The sequence below is a fragment of the Pseudomonas sp. VI4.1 genome (genome assembly GCF_002029345.1).
GTDB lineage: Bacteria > Pseudomonadota > Gammaproteobacteria > Pseudomonadales > Pseudomonadaceae > Aquipseudomonas.
The window spans coordinates 31857-54118 of the sequence record NZ_MULM01000183.1 but is presented as its reverse complement, the minus strand read 5'-3'; the positions used below and the strand labels follow the sequence as shown (position 1 = coordinate 54118).

The window sequence follows — 22262 nt, the reverse complement described above, 5'->3', positions numbered from 1 at the left end:
GTTTTCCTTTACTTGAAGTTGCCTTGGGTTTCCGGAATCACCACGCTGCCGATCAGGTAGATCACCGACAGGCCGGCAGCGAACATCGCCAGCACCATGGGGATTTGAGCCGGGCTGCTGCTGAACAGGGACACAAAAGTCGGCATGGTTCCGCCGAGGGCGAAGCCGATGTTCCAGGACAACCCGGTGCCGCTGGCACGCAGCTCGGTGGCAAAGCGTTCGTTGAGGAAGATCAGGATCGGCGCGATGATCGCCCCGCCCATGAAGGCAATGCCCACGCAATACAGCGCAGTGCGGGCCAGCGAACCCGGCTCGGCGACACCGAGGAACATCATCGGCAAGCTCACCAGATTGAGCACGCCCAGCAGCATGAAGGTCTTCTTGCGGCCGATCAGGTCACTCAGGTAACCGAAGGCCAGTGCTCCGACAATGGTTGCCACCGACCCGTACATGAGCAGCTGCGAAGTCTGCGTATGGGGTACTTTGGCGACCACGTTGAGCAAGGTCGGCAGATAACCGCAGGCCAGGTAATACGTAGCCCCGCCGCCGAACGTAATCAGCAGGTTGACCAGCATCACGCCGCGGTACTCGCGACCGAACAGACGCTTGAGTGGCGACACGGCCACCACCGCCGGCCCCTTGGTTTTGCGCGCTTGTTGCAGTTGCTGCCAGACCGGGGTTTCTTCCAGGTAACGGAACATCACCAGACCGAAGAACGTGCTGAGCAAGCCGCAGAAGAACATGAAGCGCCAGCCCCAGACGTCAAATTCCTCCCCGGGAAAGATCTCCGACAACACCAGATAAGTGAATGACGCCAACAGCGCGCCCATGCCGGCACCGGCGCCACCGATCAACCCGGACATCAAGCCGCGATAGCGCGGCGAGATGGATTCGGTGCCGATGGTGTGAGTGGAGGCGACGATGCCGCCAACGAAAACGCCCTGAATGATCCGCAAGATCAAAAACAGTATCGGGGCCAACACCCCGACCTGGTGAATGGTCGGCAAGGCGCCAAACAGTGCCGTGGAAATACCGACGCCGACCATCGACACCATCAACGCACGCTTGCGGCCGTGTTTGTCGGCATACGCGCCGAAGATCGCCGAGCCCAGCGGACGCACCAGTAAGGCCACGGCGAACGAGGCATACACCGCGGCCAGCGACAGTGTCGGGGTGTCCGAGGGGAAGAACATACGGCCGATGATCGGCGCCACGTAGAGCAGAATGAACAGGTCAAACAAATCCAGCGCCCAGCCGAATGTCGAGGCAAATGCCGCAAGCAAGGCCTTGCCCGGTGGAATCTGCGGTGTATCGGTAGCGGCGCTGGTTGGCGGTGCAGTTGTTGTTGTCGTGGTCATGGTTGCCTCACACAAGACGTGTCTTGAGCTGGTTGGAACTATCGGGAACAGGCCGCTGAACACCAGCGGCCTCCGGGTTCAATCGTGCTTCTGGAGCACGCACTGCCAGTCCGGCGGCGCCGCGTGCGCCACCTTGTCGAGCTCGACTTCCTGTTGGCCCGGCACCTGGATTCGCTTGAAGCGCATGGTCGGTGCCGACAGCGGAACCGTGGCGTCGTAGCCCATCTTCGAGCCGACACCGTCACGGGTGGACGGATCGAGTTTCGAGCCCTGGGATTCATGGATCAGCACCAGGTCCCGGTCGGCCTGGAACCGGGTGGCAATCGCCCACTCGACTTCGATGGGGTCATGAATGTCCACATCCATATCCACCACGGTGACGTGCTTGATGTCGTAGTGACCGCCCAGCGCGCCGAGGATGACGTTCTTGCCCTCGCCTTCGGAGCGTTTGTCGATCTGCACATAAAGGTGATAACGACACACTCCGCCCTTGCTCAGGTGCACGTCACGCACGCACGGAAAGCTGCGGCGCAAGTGCGCAAGCATGGTCGCTTCGCGCGGGATGCCGCCGAGCAGCAAGTGTTCCAGGCCGCCGCCGACGATGGTGTGAAAGATCGGGTCGTGACGATGGGTTACGGCATCGACTTCGATCACATGGCGTTCGGCGCGCTCGCCGTAGTACTGCGGAAACTCGCCGAACGGGCCCTCCATCTCCCGCGCCTTGGCCAGCAGCCGGCCCTCGATGACGATCTCGGCGTCGGCAGGTACGCGAATCTGGTTGGTCACACAACGCGTTACTGCCAGCGGACGGCCATGCAGCGCACCGGCAATTTCCAGTTCGTCGTGATCGATGGGCACGATGGCCTGGGATGCCAGCAAGGTCAGCGGATCAGCTCCAATGACCACCGCCACCTCCAGATCCTCACCCAGCGCCTCGACTTCCTGAAAGAAGGCCAGCGCATGGCGTGGCAGCAGCAGCGCGCCCAGGCGATTTGGGCTGCTCACCTGCAAGCGGTGAATCGAAACGTTCTGCACCCCGGTGCGCGGGTTGCGGGTAATCAACAGGCCAGCAGTGATGTAAGGGCCGCTGTCGTGCTCGTTGTGGGTGGGAATTGGCAGCAGTCGATTCAGGTCGATCTCGCGATGCACCACTTGCTGACAAACTGCATCACTGACTTCGCGCCACGGCAGGGGATTGAGGCTGGCCGCCTCGAAACGCGCCAACACTTCAGCGGACTCCACGCCCATGGCCTCGGCCATCCACTGCCGGTCGGACAACAGACCGGACACCACCGCGATCGAATGGCCGCCCGGCTGGGGGAACAGTGAAGCGCTCTTGCCGTCCAGACGATTGGCAATCGCTGCAACGCCGAAACGCAGGTCCACGCCGGGACGTATCATTGTCAAACGCTGCCGGCGCTGCAAATGGTCGAGCCAGCCACGCAGGCTGGCGCCTGCTGGCAGGTCCCCGGCCCTGTCGGCTTCGGGGGTGGAAAGAGTCACAGGCTGCATGGCCTTACCTCGTCATTATTGTTTTGGTGGCATGCCCGGTCACCCCGATGGCATGCCCGTTTGAATCGTCGGGATTCAGTTTCCGGTAGTGCTCGCACCGACGGGCCTGGTGCTGTCGGCATGTTCGGGTTTGCCACCGCGCAGCAAATGGCTCAGGGTCATGATCACGAGCGGCGTGGCCAGTGCGATGTAGGCGTTGTCGATGCCATAGGGATTGCCCATCAGGAACCAGCCGATGGTGATGATCAGTGACGCGATGATGCTGATGAACGCACCCTGCCGCGTGCCGAATGTCGGCGCGTAAAACACCATCAGCACCAGCACCGCGAGTGAAGCGCGCAAGGCCTTGGCGAGGAAGGTCACCACCAGAACGTCGGAGGCGTACAGCGCCAGTGTGATGGGCAGCAGGCCGGCGACGATGGTCGCGGTCCGGGCAAAGTTGAGATTCTTGCGATCATCCCCTCGGGGGTTGAAGAACGGCTGATAGAAGTCCTTGAGCAACAATGTGGCGATGCCCATGGTGAGCGCGGCCATGGTGCCGAACAGCGCCCCGGCCAGTCCTGCGACGACGATCCCGGCCATCCATTCGTGCATGTGCCCGAGGATTTGCGGAAAGGCCTGCAACGAAGGAATCTGCGGAAACAACACCGCGCTGCACATCCCCACCATCGCAGCGATCAGGCCGTAGGGAATCAACATCAATGCACAGTAGAAACTCGCATGTTGGGCCTTGCGCCCGTCACTGACGGTATTCACTGCCTGCACCACGTACTGGGTGGCGAACGTCGCGCCGATACCGGCCACCAGCCAGGCGAAAATCTTCGGCCAACCGACGTTGTCGACTTCGAACATCGGCGCTGGCAGTCGCGCCACCAACTCGCCCATGCCGCCAACCTTGCTCAAGGCAAAACCCAGGGCGAGGATAATCCCGGCGTACATCATTATCGCGTGCAAGACGTTGGTATAGATCACCGAACGCATGCCGCCGATGCCGACGTACAGCACCGAAACAATACCGACGATGATGATCGCCGACGTCCGCTCGATGCCCAGCAAGGTCGCGAGCACTGCCCCGCCGCTGGCATAGATCGAGACCGCAACGATCGACAGCGCGCAGATCATGATCACTGACGTGGCGAAGCGTACCGGCTCGCCGTAAGTGCGGGCCAGCGCCCCGGAAATGGTGTTCTCGCCGAGGTCCTTGTACTTCTTCGCCAACAGCATGGAGAAGATCACGAAACCGACGCCCAGGGCGGCGATGTTCCAGGCAGCGGAAATGCCATAGGTGTAACCCGCCTGAGCCGTACCAATGCTCGCGGTAGTGCCAATGAACTCGGACATCATCAGAAAACCGATCAGCACCGCCGGGAAGTCCTTGCCTCCGGTGGTGAAGTTTTTCGCGCTTTGTGTAGAGCGTCGAACCCAGAAACTGATCAACGCCAAGACCACCATGTAGGCGGCCACGATGGTTAATACCAGCCAGCTAGAAGCCATAAGTGGAACTCCGATTTTTATATTTATTGGACGGATTTCGGTGCAGCCGATCTCACCCTAAGAGCCCCGCAACAGGTTTTCCATTAACGAATATTGATGCGCCCTATCAGTCTCAGTGAAGGGGCGGCAGGCCCTGCTCCGTAGGGGCGCACGCCGTTGCCGACATGCTCCCGGACCTGCTCGCCGGTACGCATTTACTCGCCGGTGAACACGGCCACACGCTTGCTGTGAAACGCTTCGACGCCTTCCTTGAAGTCCTTGGAACTGCGCAGACGGCTGTAGCAGTGACCTTCCATTTCGATCGCGACGGTCAGCGGCGCATCTTCGTTGTCGTTGATCAGTTTTTTCGCCGTGCGTTGAGCCAACGGCGAGAAGCGCCGCAGTTCATCGACCAGCGCATCGACGGTGCTTTCCAGTTCGGTATCCGGCACAACCTCGGTCGCGATACCCCAGGCATAAGCCTGGTCGCCCGTGATGCGTTTGGCGCGCATCACCATGTGCTTGGTGCGGGTGATACCGATGATTTTCTGCAGGCGTGCGGAGCCACCCGAGCCCGGGATCTGCCCCAGGTTCTGCTCAGGCAAGGCGTAGCGCGTGGTTTGCGACGCAATGCGGAAATCGCAGGCCAGGGACAGTTCGAAACCGACGCCGAAGGTGTAGCCACGGTTGGCAACGATCACCGGTTTTTCGCAACGTGCCGGTGCCGCGACGTTCCAGGCCAGCTTCGAAACGTGCTCCGGCGACGCTTCGAGGAAGCCCTTGATGTCGCCGCCGCTGGAGAAGTGTTCACCCACCGAGCGCAGCACGATGACGCGCACACCCTTGTGTGCATCGAGGGCTTCGAAGACCAGGCGCAGTTGATCGCGCTGGCCCATGGAAATGACGTTCAACGGCGCCCGGTCGAGGATGATGTCGGCACGCTCGCGGGACACATCGACTTCAACCTGGAAGCCATCGAACCGAGTGTCGAGAAATTGCTGGATCGCTTGTTGTTGCATGGGAGTGTCCTCTGGGTGATTAGCTGATGGCCTTCAAGGCCTGTTCCTGAAATTGGGCCAGCAGCACGCGCCGCAGCACCTTGCCCACTGGAGATTTGGGAATCTGATCGATGAACTGATAGCGCCGTGGCCGCTTGAACTTGGCCAGGCCCGAAGCGATGCAATGGGCATCGAGGTCGCATTCCGAAACCTCGGCGCGCGGCTTGATAAACGCAGCAATGATCTTGCCCCACTGCTCGTCCGGCAGACCGACCACCACCACTTCTTCCACCGCCGGGTGCAGCGAGAGCATGTTTTCGATTTCCGCCGGGCTGACGTTTTCGCCGCCGGTGATGATCAAGTCATCGACGCGACCCGTGACGAACAGATCGCCCTCCAGATCGAAGTAGCCGATGTCACCGGTGAAATACCAGCCGTCACGCAATGCCTTGGCGTTCGCTTCAGGGCGGTTCAGGTAGCCTTCGAACGCCTCGTCGCTCGCCAGGTCGGCGATGATCTGGCCCTCCTCCAATGGGTTGGCCTGCACGTCCACCGTTTCAGCATCGATCGGCACCACGCGCACTCGCTGGTTCATTGCACTGCGCCCTGACGAGCCGGGTTTGCGACTGGCCTGCTGGTCGATGGTGAAGGTGTAGATTTCCGAGCTGCCGTAATGATTGACGAACAATTGCGGCTGGAACGCCTGTTCGACGCGACGCATCAAGCCGTCGCTCATCGGCGCGCCGGCAAAGCCGATTTTCTCCACACTGGCTACTCGTTCGCGGGCAAAGGCCGGGTGTTCGATGAGCATGTGGTAGAGCGTCGGCACCAGGTACAGATTGCTGACCTTTTCCCGCTCGATGGCCTGCAGCGTGGCCTCCACGTCGAACTTCGGCACACAGACGAAATGCCCGTCGATCAGCGCCATGGACAGCAACGAACGCACGCCCATGGTGTGGTAAAGCGGCATGACACCCAGCGTGCACTCGCTCTGGCGGTAGAGGTTTTGCGCTACGTGAGCCACCGCCGCGGCGCGTTCACTACGGTGCCGACGGGGCACGCCCTTGGGCTTGCTGGTGGTTCCGGAGGTGTACAGCAGCAGTGAAAAATCTTCGGCGTCGGCCTGCAAAATGATGCCGGAGGGGGTCTGCGAACACAGTTCCTTGAAACTCAGGTCGGTGTTGGCGGCACGCAGGCCGGCGGCGATCCGTGGCAGCCTTGTGGCGGCGCTGCAACCGGCCACGGCGGTCACGGTAGCGTCGTCATAAGCCACGGCACGGATTTGCGCATCTTCGATGCAGTAGCCCAGTTCCTCGGCAGTCGAACGCCAGTTCAACGGGGTCATGACGATGCCCGCAAACTGACAGGCCCAATGCAGGGTCGCCATCTGCCAGCGGTTTTGCATGACTACCAGCAGTCGGTCACCGCGTTGCAGCCCAAGGCATTGCAAGCCCCAGGCAGCACTCTGGATATCGACGAACCATTCTTCATAGGTTTTCTTCAACGCACCGTCGCTGACCGCCACGGCGTGCGGTCGGCGTTCAACGGCAGCGAGAAAACTGCGTCCGAGATCGAACATTATTGTTATACCCCTTTGTTCGTTTGGCGCTGGGCAGCGACTTCGAGCACGGCCTGGACGATGCCGGTGTAGCCCGTGCAGCGACATAGATGCCCCGAAAGCATGTCGCGTACCTGGGTCTCGTCCGGGTTGGGTACCCGTTCGAGGAAATCCACGCAGGACATGAGAATGCCCGCAGTGCAAAAGCCGCACTGCAAGGCGTGATGACGGCGAAAGGCTTGTTGCAGGTCGCTCAGTGTGTCGTCGTCGGCCAGGGACTCGACGGTCTCGATACGCCGCTCGTGCCCCTGTACCGCGAGCATCAGGCAGGAACGCATGGCGACCCCGTCCACCAGCACCGTGCAGGCGCCGCAGACGCCGTGTTCGCAACCGACATGGACACCGGTGGCACCGAGGTCGTGGCGCAGGAAGTCGCAGAGTTGGGTCCGCGGTTCGGCGAGCGCTTCACGGGAGCGGCCATTGAGTTCCAGGCGAATCGGAAAGGTTTGGTCGGCAGTTACACGCATGTTCAGACTCCTTCGATCAGCTGATGACCCAGCTCGCGAACCAGTTGGCGGCGATAGGCGGCGCTGGCGTGCACGTCGTCTTGTGCATCGAGCGACCAGGCGGTTTGATTGAGCGCGTCAGGCAGCGCCGCACCCCGTGGCAGGCTGCGACGTTGCGGACGGTCGGCGACCCCGCCGATGCCGAGTTCGACCTGGTCCGTGCCGATGGCTGCGGCCAGGGAGACAATTGCAAAGTCGCCGTGGCGCATGGCGATTTCGCGGAAGCGATAGGTGATGCCTTCGCGCTTGAGTGGAAAACGCACCTCGACGACCAGTTCATCCGCACGCTTGTCGGTGGTGAGAATGCCTTGGAAGAAGTCGGCAGCCTTGACGATGCGCTTGCCTTTTTTCGACTCGAGAACGATCTCGCCGCCCAGCGTCACCAGGCACAGCGGCAACTCGGCGCTGGGGTCGGCGTGAGCCACCGAACCGCAGACCGTGCCGCGATTACGCGTCTGGAAGTGGCCGATCCAGGGCATCGCCAGTGCCAATAAAGGCACCTCGTCCATCAGGGTCGAACGCGCCAGCAACTGCGCCTGTCGCACCCCGGCACCTACCGCCAGGCAATCCTTGCGCAGCTCGATATAGGCCAGCTCGGCCACATGATTGATATCGATCAGCAACTTGGGTTGAGCCAGGCGCATGTTCAGCACCGCCATCAGCGATTGGCCACCGGCGATGATGCGAGCTTCCTGGCCGTACTCGGCGAGCAGCTCAACCACCTGACGCCGGGTGTCAGCCCGAACGTAATCGAAAGCAGCCGGTTTCATTGCGCACCTCCCTTGCCAAACAGCGCGCCAAGCGAGGCCCGCAGTCGCGCCCACCAGCCGGTGGAGATGGCTTGGCCGCTGACCCGTTGCGACAGGCGAGTAAAGATTTGTCCGATGATCACTTTCGAGGCCCCTTGCAGCATACGGCCGCCGACCGCGGCGACTTTGCCGCTGACCGCCACCTGGTATTGGTATTCCAGGCGTGTGTGGCCATTTTCCAGTTCGACGAAACGCACCTTGGCCTGGCCCTGGGCCGAGCCCATCGAGCTGCTGCCGGAACCGGACAGACGCAATGAATGCGGCGGGTCCAGATCACTCAGGGCAACCTTGGCCTCGAAGCGCGCACGGATCATGCCGACGCCGACGGTGACGTCTGCGCGGTAACGGTTTTCGCCTTCAAGCACCAGGTCGTGGCAACCGGGAATGATCGCCGCCAGCGTCTGCGGGTCGAGCAAGGTGTCGAAGACCTGTTGCGGCGGGGCAGGAATCACCACCGAGTCGTTGGCCCGCAGTGCCGGTCCACCGGCAGTTGCTGCGTCCAGGTTTTCATCGGGCTCCATACCGGCGGGCCGTGGCGGCTCGTCGATCCCGATCAGCGTGCGTACTTTCGATGGCGTCAGCGGCAGACGGATGTCCGGGCGAGCGAGGGCGTCGGCCACCGCGTTGGCGATGCACACCGGCGTGCTCATATTGTTGCCCTCGCCCACACCCTTGGCGCCCAGTGGGGTGAATGGCGATGGTGTTTCCATGTGCAGGATCACCGGTTCGATCACTTCCGGTGCGGTCGGCACCAGATAATCGGCGAAGGTCCCGGAGAGGAAGCTTCCGTCTTCGCCATAGGCAAATTCTTCCATCAGCGCCGCGCCGAGGCCTTGGGTGAAGCCACCACGAATCTGGCCATCGACCAGTGCCGGATTGAGCAGGCGGCCGGCGTCATGGCAGGTGACGTAGCGATCGATGTGGATCTCGCCGGTCATGCGGTCGATTTCCAGACCACAGATGTCGAAGACAAAGCCGTAGCACAGCGAGCTATTGACCTGATCCTGGTCGTCCGGTGCCACCAATTGCGGCGGGCTCCAGAAGGCGGTTTCGCGCAGGCCGCCGCTTTCACCTTCCGGCAGCAGGCCCGGCGACCAGTGGGTCGCACCGGCAATCCGATGGAATGGCGCCACCGCCCCGCCATTGACCACAAAAATCTTGCCGCCCGCGAAACGAATATCTTCGGGACTGGCCTGCAATTGCTCGGCGGCAATCACGGCGAGGCGATCGCGGATCTTCAGCGCCGCCTTGTAGACGGCACCAGCCACAGCGCCAGCGAAGCGGCTGGAATAGTTGCCCGAGGCAATCGACCAGGCGTCCTTCTGGGTATCCAGCTCGACGTTGACCACGATGGATTCCAGCGCAACCCCAAGCACTTCGGCGACGACCTGCGCGACGGTGGTTTGATGGCCCTGCCCTTGCGGTGCCGAGGACACGTGCACACTGACGTCCCCCAACGGGCCGACGTTGATGGTTGCGGTGGCGACCGCGCCGTTTTTCGGACCGGCCTTGCGCCGCTCTTCGGGTGTCATCGCGGTGGTGATGTAGCCCATGTTGGAAATCGAAGGCTCGATGACGGCGGCATAACCGATGCCATAGATCCGGCCTTCGGCACGCGCCTGATCACGACGTTTGAGCAACTCGTCGAGTCCGCCGTCAGCCGCCGCCAAGGCAATGCCTGCCTGGTAATTGCCGGAATCGAGCAACGCACCGGCGGCCGCGCGATAAGGGAAGGCATCGGCCGGCACCAGGTTGCGGCGGATCACGTCCAACGGATCAAGCTTCAACTGCACGGCGATGTGCTGCAGCAGTCGCTCCAGGGCGAAATACACCTGCGGGCCACCGAAACCACGGTTCAGGCCGGACGGGGTTTTGTTGGTCAGCACCACCCGGTTGCGCACTTGCAAATGGCGGATCGCGTAGGCACCCGTCAGGTTGCCGTGCATGCGGTAGAAAGTCGCAGGTTCTGGCGCTCTCAGGTAGGCACCACAATCGTCGATCTGGTCATAACGCAACGCGGTGATGCGGCCATCCGCTTCGACCGCCGCTTCAATTTCGGTCACCCGATTGGTCGCCGAAGAAGCCCCCTGAAGATGTTCCAGACGGTCCTCGACCCACTTCACCGGTGCGCCGACCTTGCGTGACGCCAGCCCCATCATCACCACGTAAGGGAACACCCCTTGCTTGATGCCAAAGCTGCCGCCGGAATCTTTCGGTGTGCGCAAACGCAAGCGGTTGCCGGGTACGTTCAGGGCACGGGCCATGACCGTGTGCAACGCATAGGGGCCCTGGAAATTGGCCAGCACGTCATAAATGCCGGTGGCGCGCTCGTACTGAGCCAGCACCACATAGCATTCAATGGGTGTGCAGGAACTGCGCGGAAACTTCACTTTGAGCGAGACTTTGTGCGGCGCCTGCTCGAAGGCCTGCTCCGGCTCGCCATAACGAAAGCGCCGTTCGTTGACCACGTTGCTGCCAACGGCTTCGTGCAGGATCGGCGCCTGTTCGGCGGTGGCCAGTTCGGGATCGATGATCGGGGGCAGCGGCTCGTATTCAACGCGCACGCCTTCGATGGCGTCTTCGGCCAGGTAGCGGCTTTCAGCGATCACTACGGCTACCGGTTCTCCGACGTAGCGCACCTTGTCGACGGCGACGCACCAGTGCTCCATCGGCTGGCGCACACCCACCGGAAACGGCAGCGCCCAGCGTTTGACGTCTTCGCCGACCAGCACGCCGTGCACGCCTTTCATCAGCAGCGCTTTGGCAAAGTCCACCGAGGTGATCCGCGCATGAGCGTGGGGGGAACGGATGATCGCCGCATGTAGCGTACCCGGAGGGATCGCAGCGTCATCGGCATAGCAGCCGAGGCCGCGCAACAAGGCGGCGTCCTCGACACGGGCCTGACGGGCGCCGATGTGGCCGGTCTGGCTTTCGGTAGCAGGTTGGAAACTGGTCATTTTTTTCGCGGCTCTTGTTGTTTTGCAGCGCGATAGCGTTAGAGCCGAGTGTGTGAGAAAGGCGCAGGAAGCGCCTTGCCTGGGGGAAGGGAGTTCTGCGCTGGGGTCTGAAAATTTGCCTTGGCGTCTGATTTTCAGCACTGGGACCGGACAGAATGGCCGGTCAGGGACGGGACGCGGGCTGGCTCAGGAACGCTTCGATTTCCGCAGAGGGCATCGGTTTGGCAAAGTAATACCCCTGAAAAACATCGCAGCGACTGCCCCTCAGGAAATCCACCTGAGACGCCGTTTCCACGCCTTCGGCGACCACCGTCAGGCTGAGGTGATGGGCCATGGAAATAATGCCTTGGGTGATCGCTGCATCATGATGGTCGGTGGCGATTTCCTGGATGAACGAGCGGTCGATCTTGATCTTGTCGATGGGCAACCGCTTGAGGTAGCTGAGGCTGGAAAAACCGGTGCCGAAATCATCGAGCGCAATGCGCACCCCCAACGCCTTGAGCCGATGCAACGTGTCGATCGCCTGTTCAGCGTTATGCAACAGAAGCGACTCGGTGATCTCCAGCTCCAACTGCTCACCACGCAGACCATGTTTCTCCAGGGCGGCTTGGACACATTGGACGAACTGGCCACGCTGGAAATGCATCGGCGAAATATTCACCGCCATCGAAATGCCCGTGATGCCCTGCTCGCCTAGCTGGCGCAGCTGCGCGCAGGCCGTATCGAGTACCCAAAGGCTCAGCGGGATGATCTGACCACTGTCCTCTGCCACCGGTACAAACACCGCGGGTGAGATAAATCCTTTTTCCGGATGCTCCCAGCGCAACAACGCTTCGACCCCGACCACCCGACCCGAGCGCGCTTCTATCTGCGGTTGATAATGCAGCTTGAACGACTGGGTTTCGATAGCCTTCTGCAGGTCATTGCGCAGGCTCGCGTGCTCGCAAACGCGCTGATTAAGATCGCTGGTGTACCACTGAAAGTTGTTGCGGCCTTGCTGCTTGGCTTTGTACATGGCCATGTCAGCCTGCTGGATCAGTTGCATCGGCTGCTCGATGTGACCATCGCTCAGGGTGATGCCGACACTTGCACTCACGTGCAGGTCAATGCCCTGGATGCAGTAGGGTCTGGCAATGCTGGCCATCAATCGCTCGGCCACCGGTACCACGTCCTCATCATGCAGCAGGTCCGGCAGCAGCACGATAAACTCGTCACCGCCCATGCGCACGATGGTGTCACCAGGACGAACCTGCCGGGTCATACGCTGCGCCACCTCAATCAGCACCTGATCGCCAAAGTAGTGCCCGATCGAATCGTTGATGGATTTGAATCCATCCAGATCAATGCACATCACCGCCAGACGACGCTTACGCCGACGACTGATGTGACAGTCCAGAATGAGCCGGTCTTCAAGCGAAACACGGTTGAGCAAACCGGTCAGCCGGTCATGGCTGGCATTGAAGCTCAATTGGCGCTCGTAATGCTTCTGCTCGCTGATGTCCCGGGCAATGCCAAACACCCCGACGATCTCTCCGTTGACCATGATCGGCAGGTTAGAGATGTCCATGGTCAACAGCTTGCCACTCTCGTCGAGAACCCGTGCCTCGAAGCGTTGAGGCGCTCCGGCGCGGGCTGCGGAAAAATGCTGACTGACCCGTTCCAGGTCTTCTTCAAACACCAGATGGGAAAAGTGATGACCGATGAAATCGATTGCAGTGTGCGGTTTCAGCTTCAAGCCCGCTGGATTCACACTCTGGATGTTGCCGGCCAGATCGAGGGCGAACACCGGGTTGGGGTTGTAGGTGAACAATGAACGAAAACGTTGTTCGCTCGCCTCCAGACGTTGGCCGTCACGCTCATGGCGGATCGCAATGGCCGCCAGCTGCGCCGCGCAGGTCAGCCGTTGAATCTGCGCCTCGTCCGGCGCATGGGCGCGGTTCTGGTACAGCGCAAACGTCCCTAACACGCAGCCCTGATGCGAAAATAAAGGCACCGACCAGCAGGAGCGCAGATTGTGCCCCAGTGCCAGACTCCGAAAACGCTCCCAGCTCGGATCCCGGGCGATGTCTTCGGTGACCACCAGCTCGCGCCGGAACGCTGCGGTGCCGCAGGTTCCTTCCTGTGGACCAATGGCCATGCCATGAATCGCCTGGCTGTATTCAGGCGGTAGACCAGGTGCCGCACCGTTGAGCAGGTGCTTGCCCTGCGCATCGGTGAGCAGTATCGAACACAGCGTGTCAGGATCCTGTGCGTCGAGCATCAAACAGATGGCGGCAAGAATGTCGTCCAATCGATGATTGGTCGCGATCATGCCGAGAATGTCACGCTGCGACTCGGGGAGAGCCTCGCTGTGAAAACTCGTGCAGCGGGTATTCATGGTGGTTCCTGAGGACTGCCGAGACCATCCGATCTACAAAGAGTCTGGAAAAGTGGGCGGCCGGGCACAGTCCGCTCGTACTCCGGTCGCGCACTTTATAAAGCACCGACCTGGGCACAAGAAGGCTCAGATACAGGATAAAAAACCGTATCAGATTGGGCCGTTCGGTTGGGTTTTCTGCCCTTGAGTGGGGTCAGTCTGACTTCTACCAACAGAACTTTCCGGGCCTCAAATACGATTGGCAGGTCGGCCCCGGCATCCTGTGTACCGACTTGCGCCACTTCGACAACCCTATGTTCAGGTCAATCTGGCGAGGTGCCACTCAAATTTTCAATCAATGACGGGGTCACCACTGCGCGATATCCATCGGCATTTGGGTGCAATCCATCTGGTACATACTGCTTAAACAGGTCAGGATTTGATTTCAAGACCGCCTCCCACCTTGGATAATTGTCGATCAGGCGAAGTCCCCTGGCTGTTGCGACATCCCGGTACATCTGGAAGTAACCCCTTAACTGCGGTCTCTGCACTGCTGAGGGTCCAATCACTGGATTCGTCACCGTTAAAATGATCTCCGTCGATGACTTGGCAGCCTTGATCCGGTCAATCATTAGCTCAAGGTTCTTCCGTGCTTGTTCGACAGTGGTGTTGTTGGGAAGGAAAGCGTCGTTGACCGCGAATTCGATAAACACCGTATCCGGGCTTTTGGAAATAACTCGACTGTCGAGATTTTCAACACCCCATCCCGACCACATCGAACCCTTGCCACTGTTTATAACCGTGGCACGTCCAGGGTAACGCTGATTCAAATCATCCCCAAGCTGCTGCACCCAGGCGCCAAAGGCCGTCAAGCTCGTACCATAAGCGACGACGGTCTGCGCCTTGCCTGCATCCAGGTTTGAATAGAGAGCGCTTTCCTGACCAGCAAAGCTGGCCGCGCTTAACGACAGTAACATTCCGGCAAACAGAGCCTTGGCCCACAAATAATTCATTCAACTGTCCCGATCTTTTCACAGGTGGGAAGGATGAACCTGTGAGCTTGAGGCGTCCAACTGATTCAGGCGGGGGGCATTGGTTCCCCCCCAGATGTCAGGATAGTTGTCGTGTACTCTGGCAAATTAAACACCCGCGCAAGGCGCGTGTTTAAGCGTCCTACTGCTGACTTCCTGAAAGCTACAAGACCTTGCGTCGTTGCCTACAGGTACGCCAGAATCCGCCGGCTTGTGCGCCCCGGAGCCGCTCGGTAACTTGATTCCCGTCACTGCTCATCAGTGATCGGGTTTAGCAGCCCGCGATAACTCGGATGTGCGTGCATCTGTCATGCAGGTATTTAATGGCCTGTACTTGATGGTGGCTGTACGTAGGGCGCCCTCGGGCGCGCCGGATTTCTGAGTTTCCCGGTCTGCTAACCTGCGTGCAGCTGCCACCCTCCTCGTTTAGCAGCAGGAGGATTGGCAACCATCAGGAAAACTCAGAACATGAAGAAGCCCTCTCCAAACCCGCCAGAAACCGATCCAATCTCCACGTATGAATCTGATCTAAACAAACTCAACGAGACCGCCGAACAGTCCTTCGACTTTCCCATCCCCTCAGTTGCCGACATCAAAGCCACGCCGCGTACACCCAGCACCCTGTTTACCGTAGACCCAGAGGCTACGACCGAAACCCTCGTGGTTTATCTGGTCGAAACGCTGGCCTCGGTCGATGTGATGGTTCATCACCTGGTGGATCATCTGGACGGTGGGTCGCGTCACGCCTTGTTGGGCATTTCCAATAGCATCATGCTGGCGGAAATTACGGCGAACCGGGTGCTGGATCAGATCGAGCCGCTCAAGTAGGAGCGCTCACCCCTATCGAACTGATCAAGGCAACAGTAGACGGTATGGCGGCATGGCGGCATGCTTTCGAGCATGCCGGCTGAGTTATACCCGAATGAGTATAAGGAAAATGGCAGGGGCGGCTGGATTCGAACCAACGCATGGCAGGATCAAAACCTGCTGCCTTACCGCTTGGCGACGCCCCTGTATCTGTTGCGACGAGTGCCCAGCACTCTCTTCCTGATGTTGCAGCTTGCGAGCAACATCGAGTTGCTGCGTCCTTACGCTATAAGCCCTGTAAGGGCCTCTGCAAGAGGCACGGAAATTTATCAACTTTCGCTTCGCGTGGGAAGACCAAAAACAAAAAAAATGCCTTAAAACAGTCACTTACTGTTGTTCCAGGTTAGATCCTATCCTCTCTGGGGCTTTTGAGTTTTTCAGCAGTACTACGAAGGTTGCCGGTGATAGTTCCGGCCCCGGCATGTCAACCATCAGGTTGCGGATGGAAAATCGAGATAGTCATTTTCGCTGATCGGTTCGCGGAAAGTCTTACGCAACGCTGGGACAAGCATGGAAAAGGGGACGCATGGAAAAGTGGAAAAGAGGACGAATTTATTTTCAGCAGTAATTTTCGAAAGGAAAGCAGCAAAAATAAATCCGTCACCTTTCTCAAGTGGCGCGGCATCTAGGAACAGGGCGAGGCCATCACGCTAATGATTCACCATCTACATGGAATTGGGCCTGCCGTTGCTTTCTGCCTGCGCCGCGACACGAATACGAGATGACCGAAAACGTGTCGCGGAAAATGGAGCATTTTCGAAATCGAGAGGCTATGCGGATTGTGCTTCAGGATTAGAGGGAAACGATCAAAACAGATCAATGAAACTGGAATAGGGTTTTGGCCAATTGTCTGCGACAACCTTATGGATCCTGTTTACCCACCTCTGATCCTTCGCAGCTTTCTGACCCACGTAATCGTTGCCAGAAATCCACGTTTCCAGCCTGAATAGCAATCCATCAACGTTTAGATTTCCATAGTCAGTTGTTGATATGAACACTACGCCATCGGCAGTTACACGCAGCTGGGTATTTGTCGAGTCCTCTACTGAACCAATCAGCTTTGCAGCCACTTCAGGAGTCCACACCCCTGGAATTTTTAAATCGACTTTCATATCTGCTTCCATTTCTGCCCTGCCCCATGCCGGTTATCCGTAATACCCCAACTCACATCAAATTGCCACCACTGGTCGCGGAGGGCGGCCCCTGACCGGAAATCACTTATGACCATCACCGCACCGGTCATCCGCTATCAGGGTGCCAAGTTCCGGCTCGCACCCTGGGTGCTGCAACACTTCCCGCCGCATATCTGCTACGTCGAGTCGTTCGGAGGCGCCGCTGGCGTGCTGATGCAGGAGCCGAAAGACCCAGCGTGAGCGAACCAATGAACGACCGGAAAGCCTCGGCTTTTAAACCCCAGTCTCCAACTGCCCACCACTTTCTCCAAACCAAAACAGGCCTGTCTTAATTAGAACCACTGCACTGTGAATGACAAATGTGAAGATCAGAGCTTGGACAATTTGGCCGAACGTGTCCGGCCTCCGAAAGGCCGTTAGGGAGTAGAAGATCCACGCGGTGATAAATCCCGGGATCAAATACTGTAACAACAGGATTACTTCTTTAACCAGATTCGCCCAGCATGTCGTAAGAATAGCGAAAGCCTTTGGACTCGAATCGGGTCGCATTGGCCAGCGCTTGGGCGATGGTTTCGCCAGTGACAAACTGCTCGCCCATGACCCGCATCGCCATGTCCACGCCTTTGCGAATCAGCGGTTCTCCGCCTTTGCTGATAATGCGTGTGAGCGTTGAAGTCATGCCGGTTTCGCTGTGGGTGGAAACCAGTTTCCCAGTCAACAATAGTCCCCATGTCGCCGCGTTTACGAACAATGAGCCGCTTTTACCAATATGCGTCTGCCAGTTGCCATTGCTGACTTTGTCGCGGATCAACGCATCTCGCGTGCCCTTATCTGGAATACGCAGAAGCGCTTCGGCAAGGCACATCAGGGCGACGCCTTCCTGCGATGAAAGCGAGAACTCCTGAAGCAAGCCTTGAACAAGTCCCGCTCTACCGCTGGCGTTTTTCTGATTGCGCAACTTCTCGGCGATGCCGGAGGCTAGTTTAATCGTCGATGAAGCTATCTCTTCAGGTAATCGTGCCTGTTCCACCAGCATCGGCACCATCTCTTCTTCCGGCCGCCGATAGGCTGAAGTGATCGCCGCTCTGAGCACCGACTGCGGATGGATGTTTTCCGCCAGATCCAGAAAAGGCTGACAAGCCGACTCCACCAACAGCTCGCCCTGCTCTTCCGGATCGCCGAGGTTAGTGCCGACCAGCTCATCCAGCGTGGCTCCGCCTTCAAGCTTCTCCAAACAATTGAAGAGTGCCTGCTTGATCAACCAATGCGGGGTTCGATCAATCGATGCGGCGGCAGATTTGAGACGTTCACGGGTCAGGTCGTCGAGTTTCACACCGAGGGTAGTCGCCATTGTAAAAGCCCAGCCAAGGAAACCGTTAAAAGGAAATTGGAGCAGTCATGGACCGAATTGAAGACGCGCAAAAGCTCCCTTCATGGCAACTTCAGCGTGCTAAAAGGCAATGGTTGCCACCAGGTGAAATGGCGCTATGCGCGTCACAACCGCGGTTACAGCATCAGCCGATAACCGCGGTATTCGCCGCTCTCATTGCAAGAGCGTGAGCTTCAGAGCACCGAGCGTAAAAAGTCTGCTGTTTCAGCCTTTTCCGGACGGTCGAAGATCTGCTCGGGAGTCCCTAACTCGTGGATCTGCCCTTTATGGAAGAACGCAACACGATCCGACACCTCGCGGGCGAATCGCATTTCATGGGTGACCACGATCATGGTCATCCCTTCATGAGATAGCATGCGCAATGTATCCAATACCTCACCGACAAGTTGCGGATCGAGCGCGGACGTCACCTCATCGAACAGCATGTAGTCCGGCGACATCGCAAGCGCGCGCGCAATCGCCATCCGCTGCTGCTGTCCACCTGACAGACGCGTTGGAAACGTCGTCAGCTTTTCACCCAGGCCCACATGCCTGAGCTTTTCGACAGCGATCGCCTCGGCTTCCTGCTTCGACTTACCCAGGACTTTTCGCGGGGCGAGCATCACGTTTTCGAGCACTGTCATATGAGGAAAAGCATTCCATTGCTGAAATACAATTCCGATCTTTTGCCGAAGTTTATTGAGATCGGTCTTTTTCGAATGGACGTGAATTCCATCGACACTGATACGACCTTGCTGGATATCTTCCAGGCCATTGATACACATCAGCATGGTCGACTTGCCGGAACCCGAACCACCGATCATTGATAACACTTCGCCCTTGTTCACACTCAGGCTGACACCTTTAAGAACATGCAAGGGACCAAAGTGTTTATGTACGCCTTCAATTTTAATCATTGTATTTGCCACCTTTTCTCAAGACGAGCGCCGAGTCTCGCAATGGGGAAGCTCATTAAGAAATAGATCACGCCTGTAATTGCTAAAATGAGCAGCGGTTCCTGAAGTCGGGTTGTCACAATCTGCGAGCTGCGCAACAGTTCGATAATGCCAATCCACATCACCAGCGAAGTATCTTTCATGATGCCAAGGGCCAAACCGATCCAGCTCGGAAACACGATCCTGGTGGCAATCGGCAACGTGATCGAGACCACTTCCTGACTCCACGTCAAACCCAGTGATCGCGCGGCGCGTCGGGTCGTCATAGGTACTGCCGCCACCCCGCTCCTGACGATTTCGGTGCACAATGCGGCGGCATAAACCCCAAGACAAATGCACGCGACAACATAAGTTGGCCAGTTCAGGCGAAACATGCTGTTGAACGAATTGAATATCACCAATTGAATCAACAGTGGCACCGAACGGAAGATATCCAGAATCCAGCCGACGGGAGAACTGATCCACCACGCTGCGCCGGCCCTTATCAGACCGAACAACGTGCCGAACAAGGTGCCTATACCGACGGCAGCCAAAGTAATAGCGATTGTGACAACAGCACCCTTCAATAAAAACAGGATGTCGCTCCACGCGAGTGTCCCTTCAAAAAACATGGCGCACCTCTCAATAACGAAACAGGCGCCAAGCTAATAGCCGCGCACAAATCGTGAATATTTTCGATATCAGGTAGTACAGGCAAGCAGCGGCGAAGAAGAACTCAAATGTCCGATAAGTCATGACATTAAGTTGTTGAGTAACGCCCGTCAGGTCGCTCGTCAGACCAACAATAGTACCGAGAGAAGTCATCAGGATTGACCAGACCATCTGGTTAGTCATGGCATGGAACACCGCCCGCAACATCTGCGGAAGTACGATGTGCCATAACGTCTGAGCCGCCCCCATACCCAACGAACGAGCAGCGCGGACTTGCGTTTCCGGGACGGCGGAAAATCCGCCCCGGAACGTTTCTGCCAGATAGCCTGCGTTGTTGAACGTAATACCGAGCAAGAGTGCATAGTACGAGTCGATACCCATTCCAATGGAGCCCAGCCCGAAATACACCATGTAAATCTGAAACAGTGCCGGGGTGTTGCGCGCCGTTTCAATCCACACACTGGCCAGACCTGAAAGGGTTTTGTTACCCGATCGTTTTGCAAGCGCCAGAAGCACTGCCAACACCGTACCAATTGCCATCGCAAGCGTGGCAATCTCCAGAGTGACAACTGCCCCCGATAACATATCCGGAAGCGATTCCAGAACTGGGCGCCACTGGAAGGTATAAGACATACGATTACCTTTTTACGCGAAAGGTTTTTGTTTTCCGGAACGAGTGCTCCGTTTCCTTAACGATAAGTACCTGGAATGGTCAGATCCGGAGCTGGCCCGCCCTCTGTTCCTACCCACTTGGCATACAGCTCGGCATAACGGCCAGAGCGCACTTGGCGGTTAAGGAAAAGATTCACGTAGTTAAGCAGCCCCTGCTCCTGGCGTTGCACGAGGAACGCGCAGTAATCGGGGTCGACTGGCGCATCACCGACGATCTTCAGGCCCGGGTATTTCCCCGAGCTGATCACGTGGGTAGCGATCGTCGCGGTGGTGTACGTCGCATCAATCTTCTTCTGGCTGAGCGCCAGAAAACTGTCTGACTGGGACTGATAGGTCAGAAGCTTGGTTGCCGGGTCATTGATTTTCTGCACCGTCTCTTTCAGAGCGGCCGTCTCGTAGGCCCCTGCCGGACCTCCCACCGTATGTCCCTTGATGTCGGCGGCGCTTTTAATGCCTGAGTCTTCGCGAGCGAGAATGATGGTCTTGAAGACGAAGTAGGGAATTGAGAATCCGATCGTCCTTGCACGCTCCAAGGTGTCGGAGGCCACAGCGATACCAACATCGGCTCGTCCCGACAACACCGCTGGGATTCGGTCCGGGTCCGGGGTGTCTACGATTTCGGCTTTTACACCAAGGGCGGCTGCCAGATCGTTGCAGTAGTCGACGTCGAAGCCAATCGGCTTGTTGTCCTTGTCCCGGGCGCCATTGGGCGGGAAGTCGAGCTCCACCGCACAGCGCAGCTTGCCCGACGAAATGATGTCGTCCAACTGGTCTGCATGAACGGCGGTGGCACCCAAGGAAGCAAGGGCTGCGACCAGGAAGAGTTGGTTAATGCGCATTTTTGTTCCCCTCGTTTGTTGATTGAACTCAGAAACAAGATACGCAAATTCTAGCGCATCTTGGATATCGTATACGTATTATCGGGGCAGTAAAATTACAGCTCTTAGATCTTTATTGTTGGTGTCACTGGACCAGGAAACCGTAGGTAAGAGGGTCCGTTTCATCGATGACCCAGTTGGCGAAGCCGCAGATATGAGCTTTACCGCTCACTTCAGGTATGACCGCGTCCAAAGAGCCGACCTTGGTTTCGCTGAGCACGCGACCTTTGAACACGGTCCCGATGATGGACTCGTTGATCAATGCATCGGATGCCGACAACTCGCCGCGCAAATAAAGTTGCGCAACACGGCCCGCGGTGCCCGACCCCGTCGGCGACCGGTCAATTGCCCGATCCGCATACACGCAGCAATTGGCCTGGGTCGAACCCTCGTGACGCGGATCGCCAAATACCATGACGCCGTACACGTCATTGAATTCAGGGATTTCAGGATGGATGAAGGGTCCCCGGGCATTAATGGCCGCTTTGATTTCATAGCCGAACTGGGTGATCGTCGACAGCTCTTTCTCGCGAATGGCAATGTTGTGTGGCCGGCCATCAACGTAGAAGTAGGTTGCGCCACCGTAGGCGATATCACCGGTCACCTTGCCGAATGTCGGCGTGGTTACCGTCACGTCCCGCTCGAAGATGAATGACGCCACGTTTACAAAACGAACGGCCCCTGTCCGCGTGCCATCCCACTCGACAAACGCCTCGATGAAGCCGCAGGGAGCATCGATACCGACTCGGGTCTCAGGGGATTTACGTTCGATCCAGCCCAATTCCACAGCCGCAGTTGCCAGCGCAATGACACCGTGACCGCAATGAGGGCTGTAGCCCATGTTGTTGAGGAAAATAATGCCGAAATCGGCGTCTTCACTCACGGGCTCGGTTAAAAACCCACCATACAGATCCTTGTGGCCACGAGGCTCGAGCATCAAGGCTCGCCGGTAATGGTCGGCGTTGCTTTGCAGCCAGGCGCTGCGCTCGACAATGGTCGCGCCAGGCACTTTGGGAAGTCCCTGTGTGACGAGCCGGAATGTTTCCCCGCTCGTATGCAGCTCAATCGTGGCAAATGAACGTTCGTACTGCATTCTTATTCTCCATCTCTCAGGGTTG

Annotated in this window: 18 protein-coding genes, 1 tRNA gene and 1 pseudogene; 2 read left to right on the top strand and 18 right to left on the bottom strand. The window is 58.2% G+C overall.

Features of this window, described 5'->3' with window-relative positions; genetic code table 11:
- Window positions 1-8 precede the first annotated feature (8 nt).
- The 10 genes from BZ163_RS31190 to BZ163_RS31140 form a co-directional block, all read right to left on the bottom strand.
- A complete protein-coding gene (locus BZ163_RS31190) occupies window positions 9-1358 on the bottom strand; it encodes an MFS transporter (RefSeq protein WP_128874134.1) in 1350 nt (449 codons plus the stop codon).
- 78 nt (window positions 1359-1436) lie between these two features.
- Window positions 1437-2870, bottom strand: a complete 1434-nt coding sequence (locus BZ163_RS31185) for a UbiD family decarboxylase (RefSeq protein WP_128874133.1) — start codon at window positions 2868-2870, stop codon at window positions 1437-1439.
- Window positions 2871-2945: 75 nt separating this feature from the next.
- Window positions 2946-4364 (bottom strand): sodium:solute symporter family protein, encoded by a 1419-nt coding sequence (locus tag BZ163_RS31180; RefSeq protein ID WP_064676950.1) that lies wholly within the window; start codon window positions 4362-4364, stop codon window positions 2946-2948.
- A gap of 194 nt (window positions 4365-4558) precedes the next feature.
- The gene (locus tag BZ163_RS31175) at window positions 4559-5362 is read right to left on the bottom strand and encodes an enoyl-CoA hydratase/isomerase family protein (protein WP_064676949.1); all 804 of its coding nucleotides are present in this window, start codon (window positions 5360-5362) and stop codon (window positions 4559-4561) included.
- A gap of 19 nt (window positions 5363-5381) precedes the next feature.
- On the bottom strand, window positions 5382-6920 hold the full coding sequence (locus BZ163_RS31170; RefSeq protein ID WP_128874132.1) for an AMP-binding protein: 1539 nt from the start codon (window positions 6918-6920) through the stop codon (window positions 5382-5384).
- A gap of 5 nt (window positions 6921-6925) precedes the next feature.
- On the bottom strand, window positions 6926-7426 hold the full coding sequence (locus tag BZ163_RS31165; RefSeq protein WP_008060977.1) for a (2Fe-2S)-binding protein: 501 nt from the start codon (window positions 7424-7426) through the stop codon (window positions 6926-6928).
- 2 nt (window positions 7427-7428) lie between these two features.
- Window positions 7429-8235, bottom strand: a complete 807-nt coding sequence (locus tag BZ163_RS31160) for a xanthine dehydrogenase family protein subunit M (protein WP_010799162.1) — start codon at window positions 8233-8235, stop codon at window positions 7429-7431.
- Window positions 8232-11231, bottom strand: coding sequence for a molybdopterin cofactor-binding domain-containing protein (locus BZ163_RS31155; protein ID WP_128874131.1), 3000 nt, complete (start codon window positions 11229-11231; stop codon window positions 8232-8234). Before BZ163_RS31155 ends, BZ163_RS31160 begins: the two co-directional genes overlap by 4 nt.
- Before the next feature lie 163 nt (window positions 11232-11394).
- A complete protein-coding gene (locus BZ163_RS31150) occupies window positions 11395-13608 on the bottom strand; it encodes a bifunctional diguanylate cyclase/phosphodiesterase (RefSeq protein WP_128874130.1) in 2214 nt (737 codons plus the stop codon).
- A 302-nt stretch (window positions 13609-13910) separates the two neighbouring features.
- Window positions 13911-14600, bottom strand: a complete 690-nt coding sequence (locus BZ163_RS31140; RefSeq protein WP_128874128.1) for an SGNH/GDSL hydrolase family protein — start codon at window positions 14598-14600, stop codon at window positions 13911-13913.
- 486 nt (window positions 14601-15086) lie between these two features.
- Here BZ163_RS31140 and BZ163_RS31135 point away from each other — a divergent pair, with 486 nt between their 5' ends.
- Window positions 15087-15446 carry a DUF6124 family protein gene (locus tag BZ163_RS31135; protein ID WP_128874127.1) on the top strand — a complete coding sequence of 120 codons (360 nt, stop codon included), beginning with the start codon at window positions 15087-15089 and terminating at the stop codon, window positions 15444-15446.
- 110 nt (window positions 15447-15556) lie between these two features.
- Here BZ163_RS31135 and BZ163_RS31130 read toward each other — a convergent pair.
- Both BZ163_RS31130 and BZ163_RS31120 read right to left on the bottom strand, forming a co-directional pair.
- Window positions 15557-15631: transfer RNA gene (locus tag BZ163_RS31130), tRNA-Gln, on the bottom strand.
- Between the two features lie 660 nt (window positions 15632-16291).
- Window positions 16292-16597 carry a hypothetical protein gene (locus tag BZ163_RS31120; RefSeq protein ID WP_128874126.1) on the bottom strand — a complete coding sequence of 102 codons (306 nt, stop codon included), beginning with the start codon at window positions 16595-16597 and terminating at the stop codon, window positions 16292-16294.
- A 108-nt stretch (window positions 16598-16705) separates the two neighbouring features.
- On the opposite strand from BZ163_RS31120, the gene BZ163_RS31115 reads away from it, so the two are divergent.
- Window positions 16706-16858, top strand: coding sequence for a hypothetical protein (locus tag BZ163_RS31115; RefSeq protein ID WP_256579186.1), 153 nt, complete (start codon window positions 16706-16708; stop codon window positions 16856-16858).
- Between the two features lie 250 nt (window positions 16859-17108).
- On the opposite strand, the pseudogene BZ163_RS31105 reads toward BZ163_RS31115, so the two are convergent.
- From BZ163_RS31105 to lhpH, 6 genes and pseudogenes are all read right to left on the bottom strand, one after another.
- Window positions 17109-17969 (bottom strand): annotated as a pseudogene (locus tag BZ163_RS31105) (trifunctional transcriptional regulator/proline dehydrogenase/L-glutamate gamma-semialdehyde dehydrogenase); the annotation flags it as partial.
- 212 nt (window positions 17970-18181) lie between these two features.
- Window positions 18182-18904 carry an amino acid ABC transporter ATP-binding protein gene (locus BZ163_RS31100; protein WP_128874125.1) on the bottom strand — a complete coding sequence of 241 codons (723 nt, stop codon included), beginning with the start codon at window positions 18902-18904 and terminating at the stop codon, window positions 18182-18184.
- Window positions 18901-19554 (bottom strand): amino acid ABC transporter permease, encoded by a 654-nt coding sequence (locus tag BZ163_RS31095; protein ID WP_047601918.1) that lies wholly within the window; start codon window positions 19552-19554, stop codon window positions 18901-18903. The genes BZ163_RS31100 and BZ163_RS31095 overlap by 4 nt, the downstream gene beginning before the upstream one ends.
- A 10-nt stretch (window positions 19555-19564) precedes the next feature.
- Window positions 19565-20227, bottom strand: coding sequence for an amino acid ABC transporter permease (locus BZ163_RS31090; RefSeq protein WP_047601920.1), 663 nt, complete (start codon window positions 20225-20227; stop codon window positions 19565-19567).
- A 56-nt stretch (window positions 20228-20283) separates the two neighbouring features.
- Window positions 20284-21105 carry a transporter substrate-binding domain-containing protein gene (locus BZ163_RS31085; RefSeq protein WP_128874124.1) on the bottom strand — a complete coding sequence of 274 codons (822 nt, stop codon included), beginning with the start codon at window positions 21103-21105 and terminating at the stop codon, window positions 20284-20286.
- Window positions 21106-21229: 124 nt separating this feature from the next.
- The gene (gene lhpH, locus BZ163_RS31080; protein WP_128874123.1) at window positions 21230-22237 is read right to left on the bottom strand and encodes a trans-3-hydroxy-L-proline dehydratase; all 1008 of its coding nucleotides are present in this window, start codon (window positions 22235-22237) and stop codon (window positions 21230-21232) included.
- Window positions 22238-22262: the final 25 nt, after the last annotated feature.

Coding starts and splice junctions, on each gene's coding strand:
- BZ163_RS31090 (WP_047601920.1), bottom strand. CDS start 20,227: ATGTCTTATACCTTCCAGTGGCGCCCAGTTCTGGAATCGCTTCCGGAT.
- BZ163_RS31185 (WP_128874133.1), bottom strand. CDS start 2,870: ATGCAGCCTGTGACTCTTTCCACCCCCGAAGCCGACAGGGCCGGGGAC.
- BZ163_RS31180 (WP_064676950.1), bottom strand. CDS start 4,364: ATGGCTTCTAGCTGGCTGGTATTAACCATCGTGGCCGCCTACATGGTG.
- BZ163_RS31120 (WP_128874126.1), bottom strand. CDS start 16,597: ATGAAAGTCGATTTAAAAATTCCAGGGGTGTGGACTCCTGAAGTGGCT.
- BZ163_RS31135 (WP_128874127.1), top strand. CDS start 15,087: ATGAAGAAGCCCTCTCCAAACCCGCCAGAAACCGATCCAATCTCCACG.
- BZ163_RS31085 (WP_128874124.1), bottom strand. CDS start 21,105: ATGCGCATTAACCAACTCTTCCTGGTCGCAGCCCTTGCTTCCTTGGGT.
- BZ163_RS31165 (WP_008060977.1), bottom strand. CDS start 7,426: ATGCGTGTAACTGCCGACCAAACCTTTCCGATTCGCCTGGAACTCAAT.
- BZ163_RS31190 (WP_128874134.1), bottom strand. CDS start 1,358: ATGACCACGACAACAACAACTGCACCGCCAACCAGCGCCGCTACCGAT.
- BZ163_RS31170 (WP_128874132.1), bottom strand. CDS start 6,920: ATGTTCGATCTCGGACGCAGTTTTCTCGCTGCCGTTGAACGCCGACCG.
- BZ163_RS31140 (WP_128874128.1), bottom strand. CDS start 14,600: ATGAATTATTTGTGGGCCAAGGCTCTGTTTGCCGGAATGTTACTGTCG.
- BZ163_RS31100 (WP_128874125.1), bottom strand. CDS start 18,904: ATGATTAAAATTGAAGGCGTACATAAACACTTTGGTCCCTTGCATGTT.
- BZ163_RS31150 (WP_128874130.1), bottom strand. CDS start 13,608: ATGAATACCCGCTGCACGAGTTTTCACAGCGAGGCTCTCCCCGAGTCG.
- BZ163_RS31175 (WP_064676949.1), bottom strand. CDS start 5,362: ATGCAACAACAAGCGATCCAGCAATTTCTCGACACTCGGTTCGATGGC.
- BZ163_RS31115 (WP_256579186.1), top strand. CDS start 16,706: ATGACCATCACCGCACCGGTCATCCGCTATCAGGGTGCCAAGTTCCGG.
- BZ163_RS31095 (WP_047601918.1), bottom strand. CDS start 19,554: ATGTTTTTTGAAGGGACACTCGCGTGGAGCGACATCCTGTTTTTATTG.
- BZ163_RS31155 (WP_128874131.1), bottom strand. CDS start 11,231: ATGACCAGTTTCCAACCTGCTACCGAAAGCCAGACCGGCCACATCGGC.
- BZ163_RS31160 (WP_010799162.1), bottom strand. CDS start 8,235: ATGAAACCGGCTGCTTTCGATTACGTTCGGGCTGACACCCGGCGTCAG.
- lhpH (WP_128874123.1), bottom strand. CDS start 22,237: ATGCAGTACGAACGTTCATTTGCCACGATTGAGCTGCATACGAGCGGG.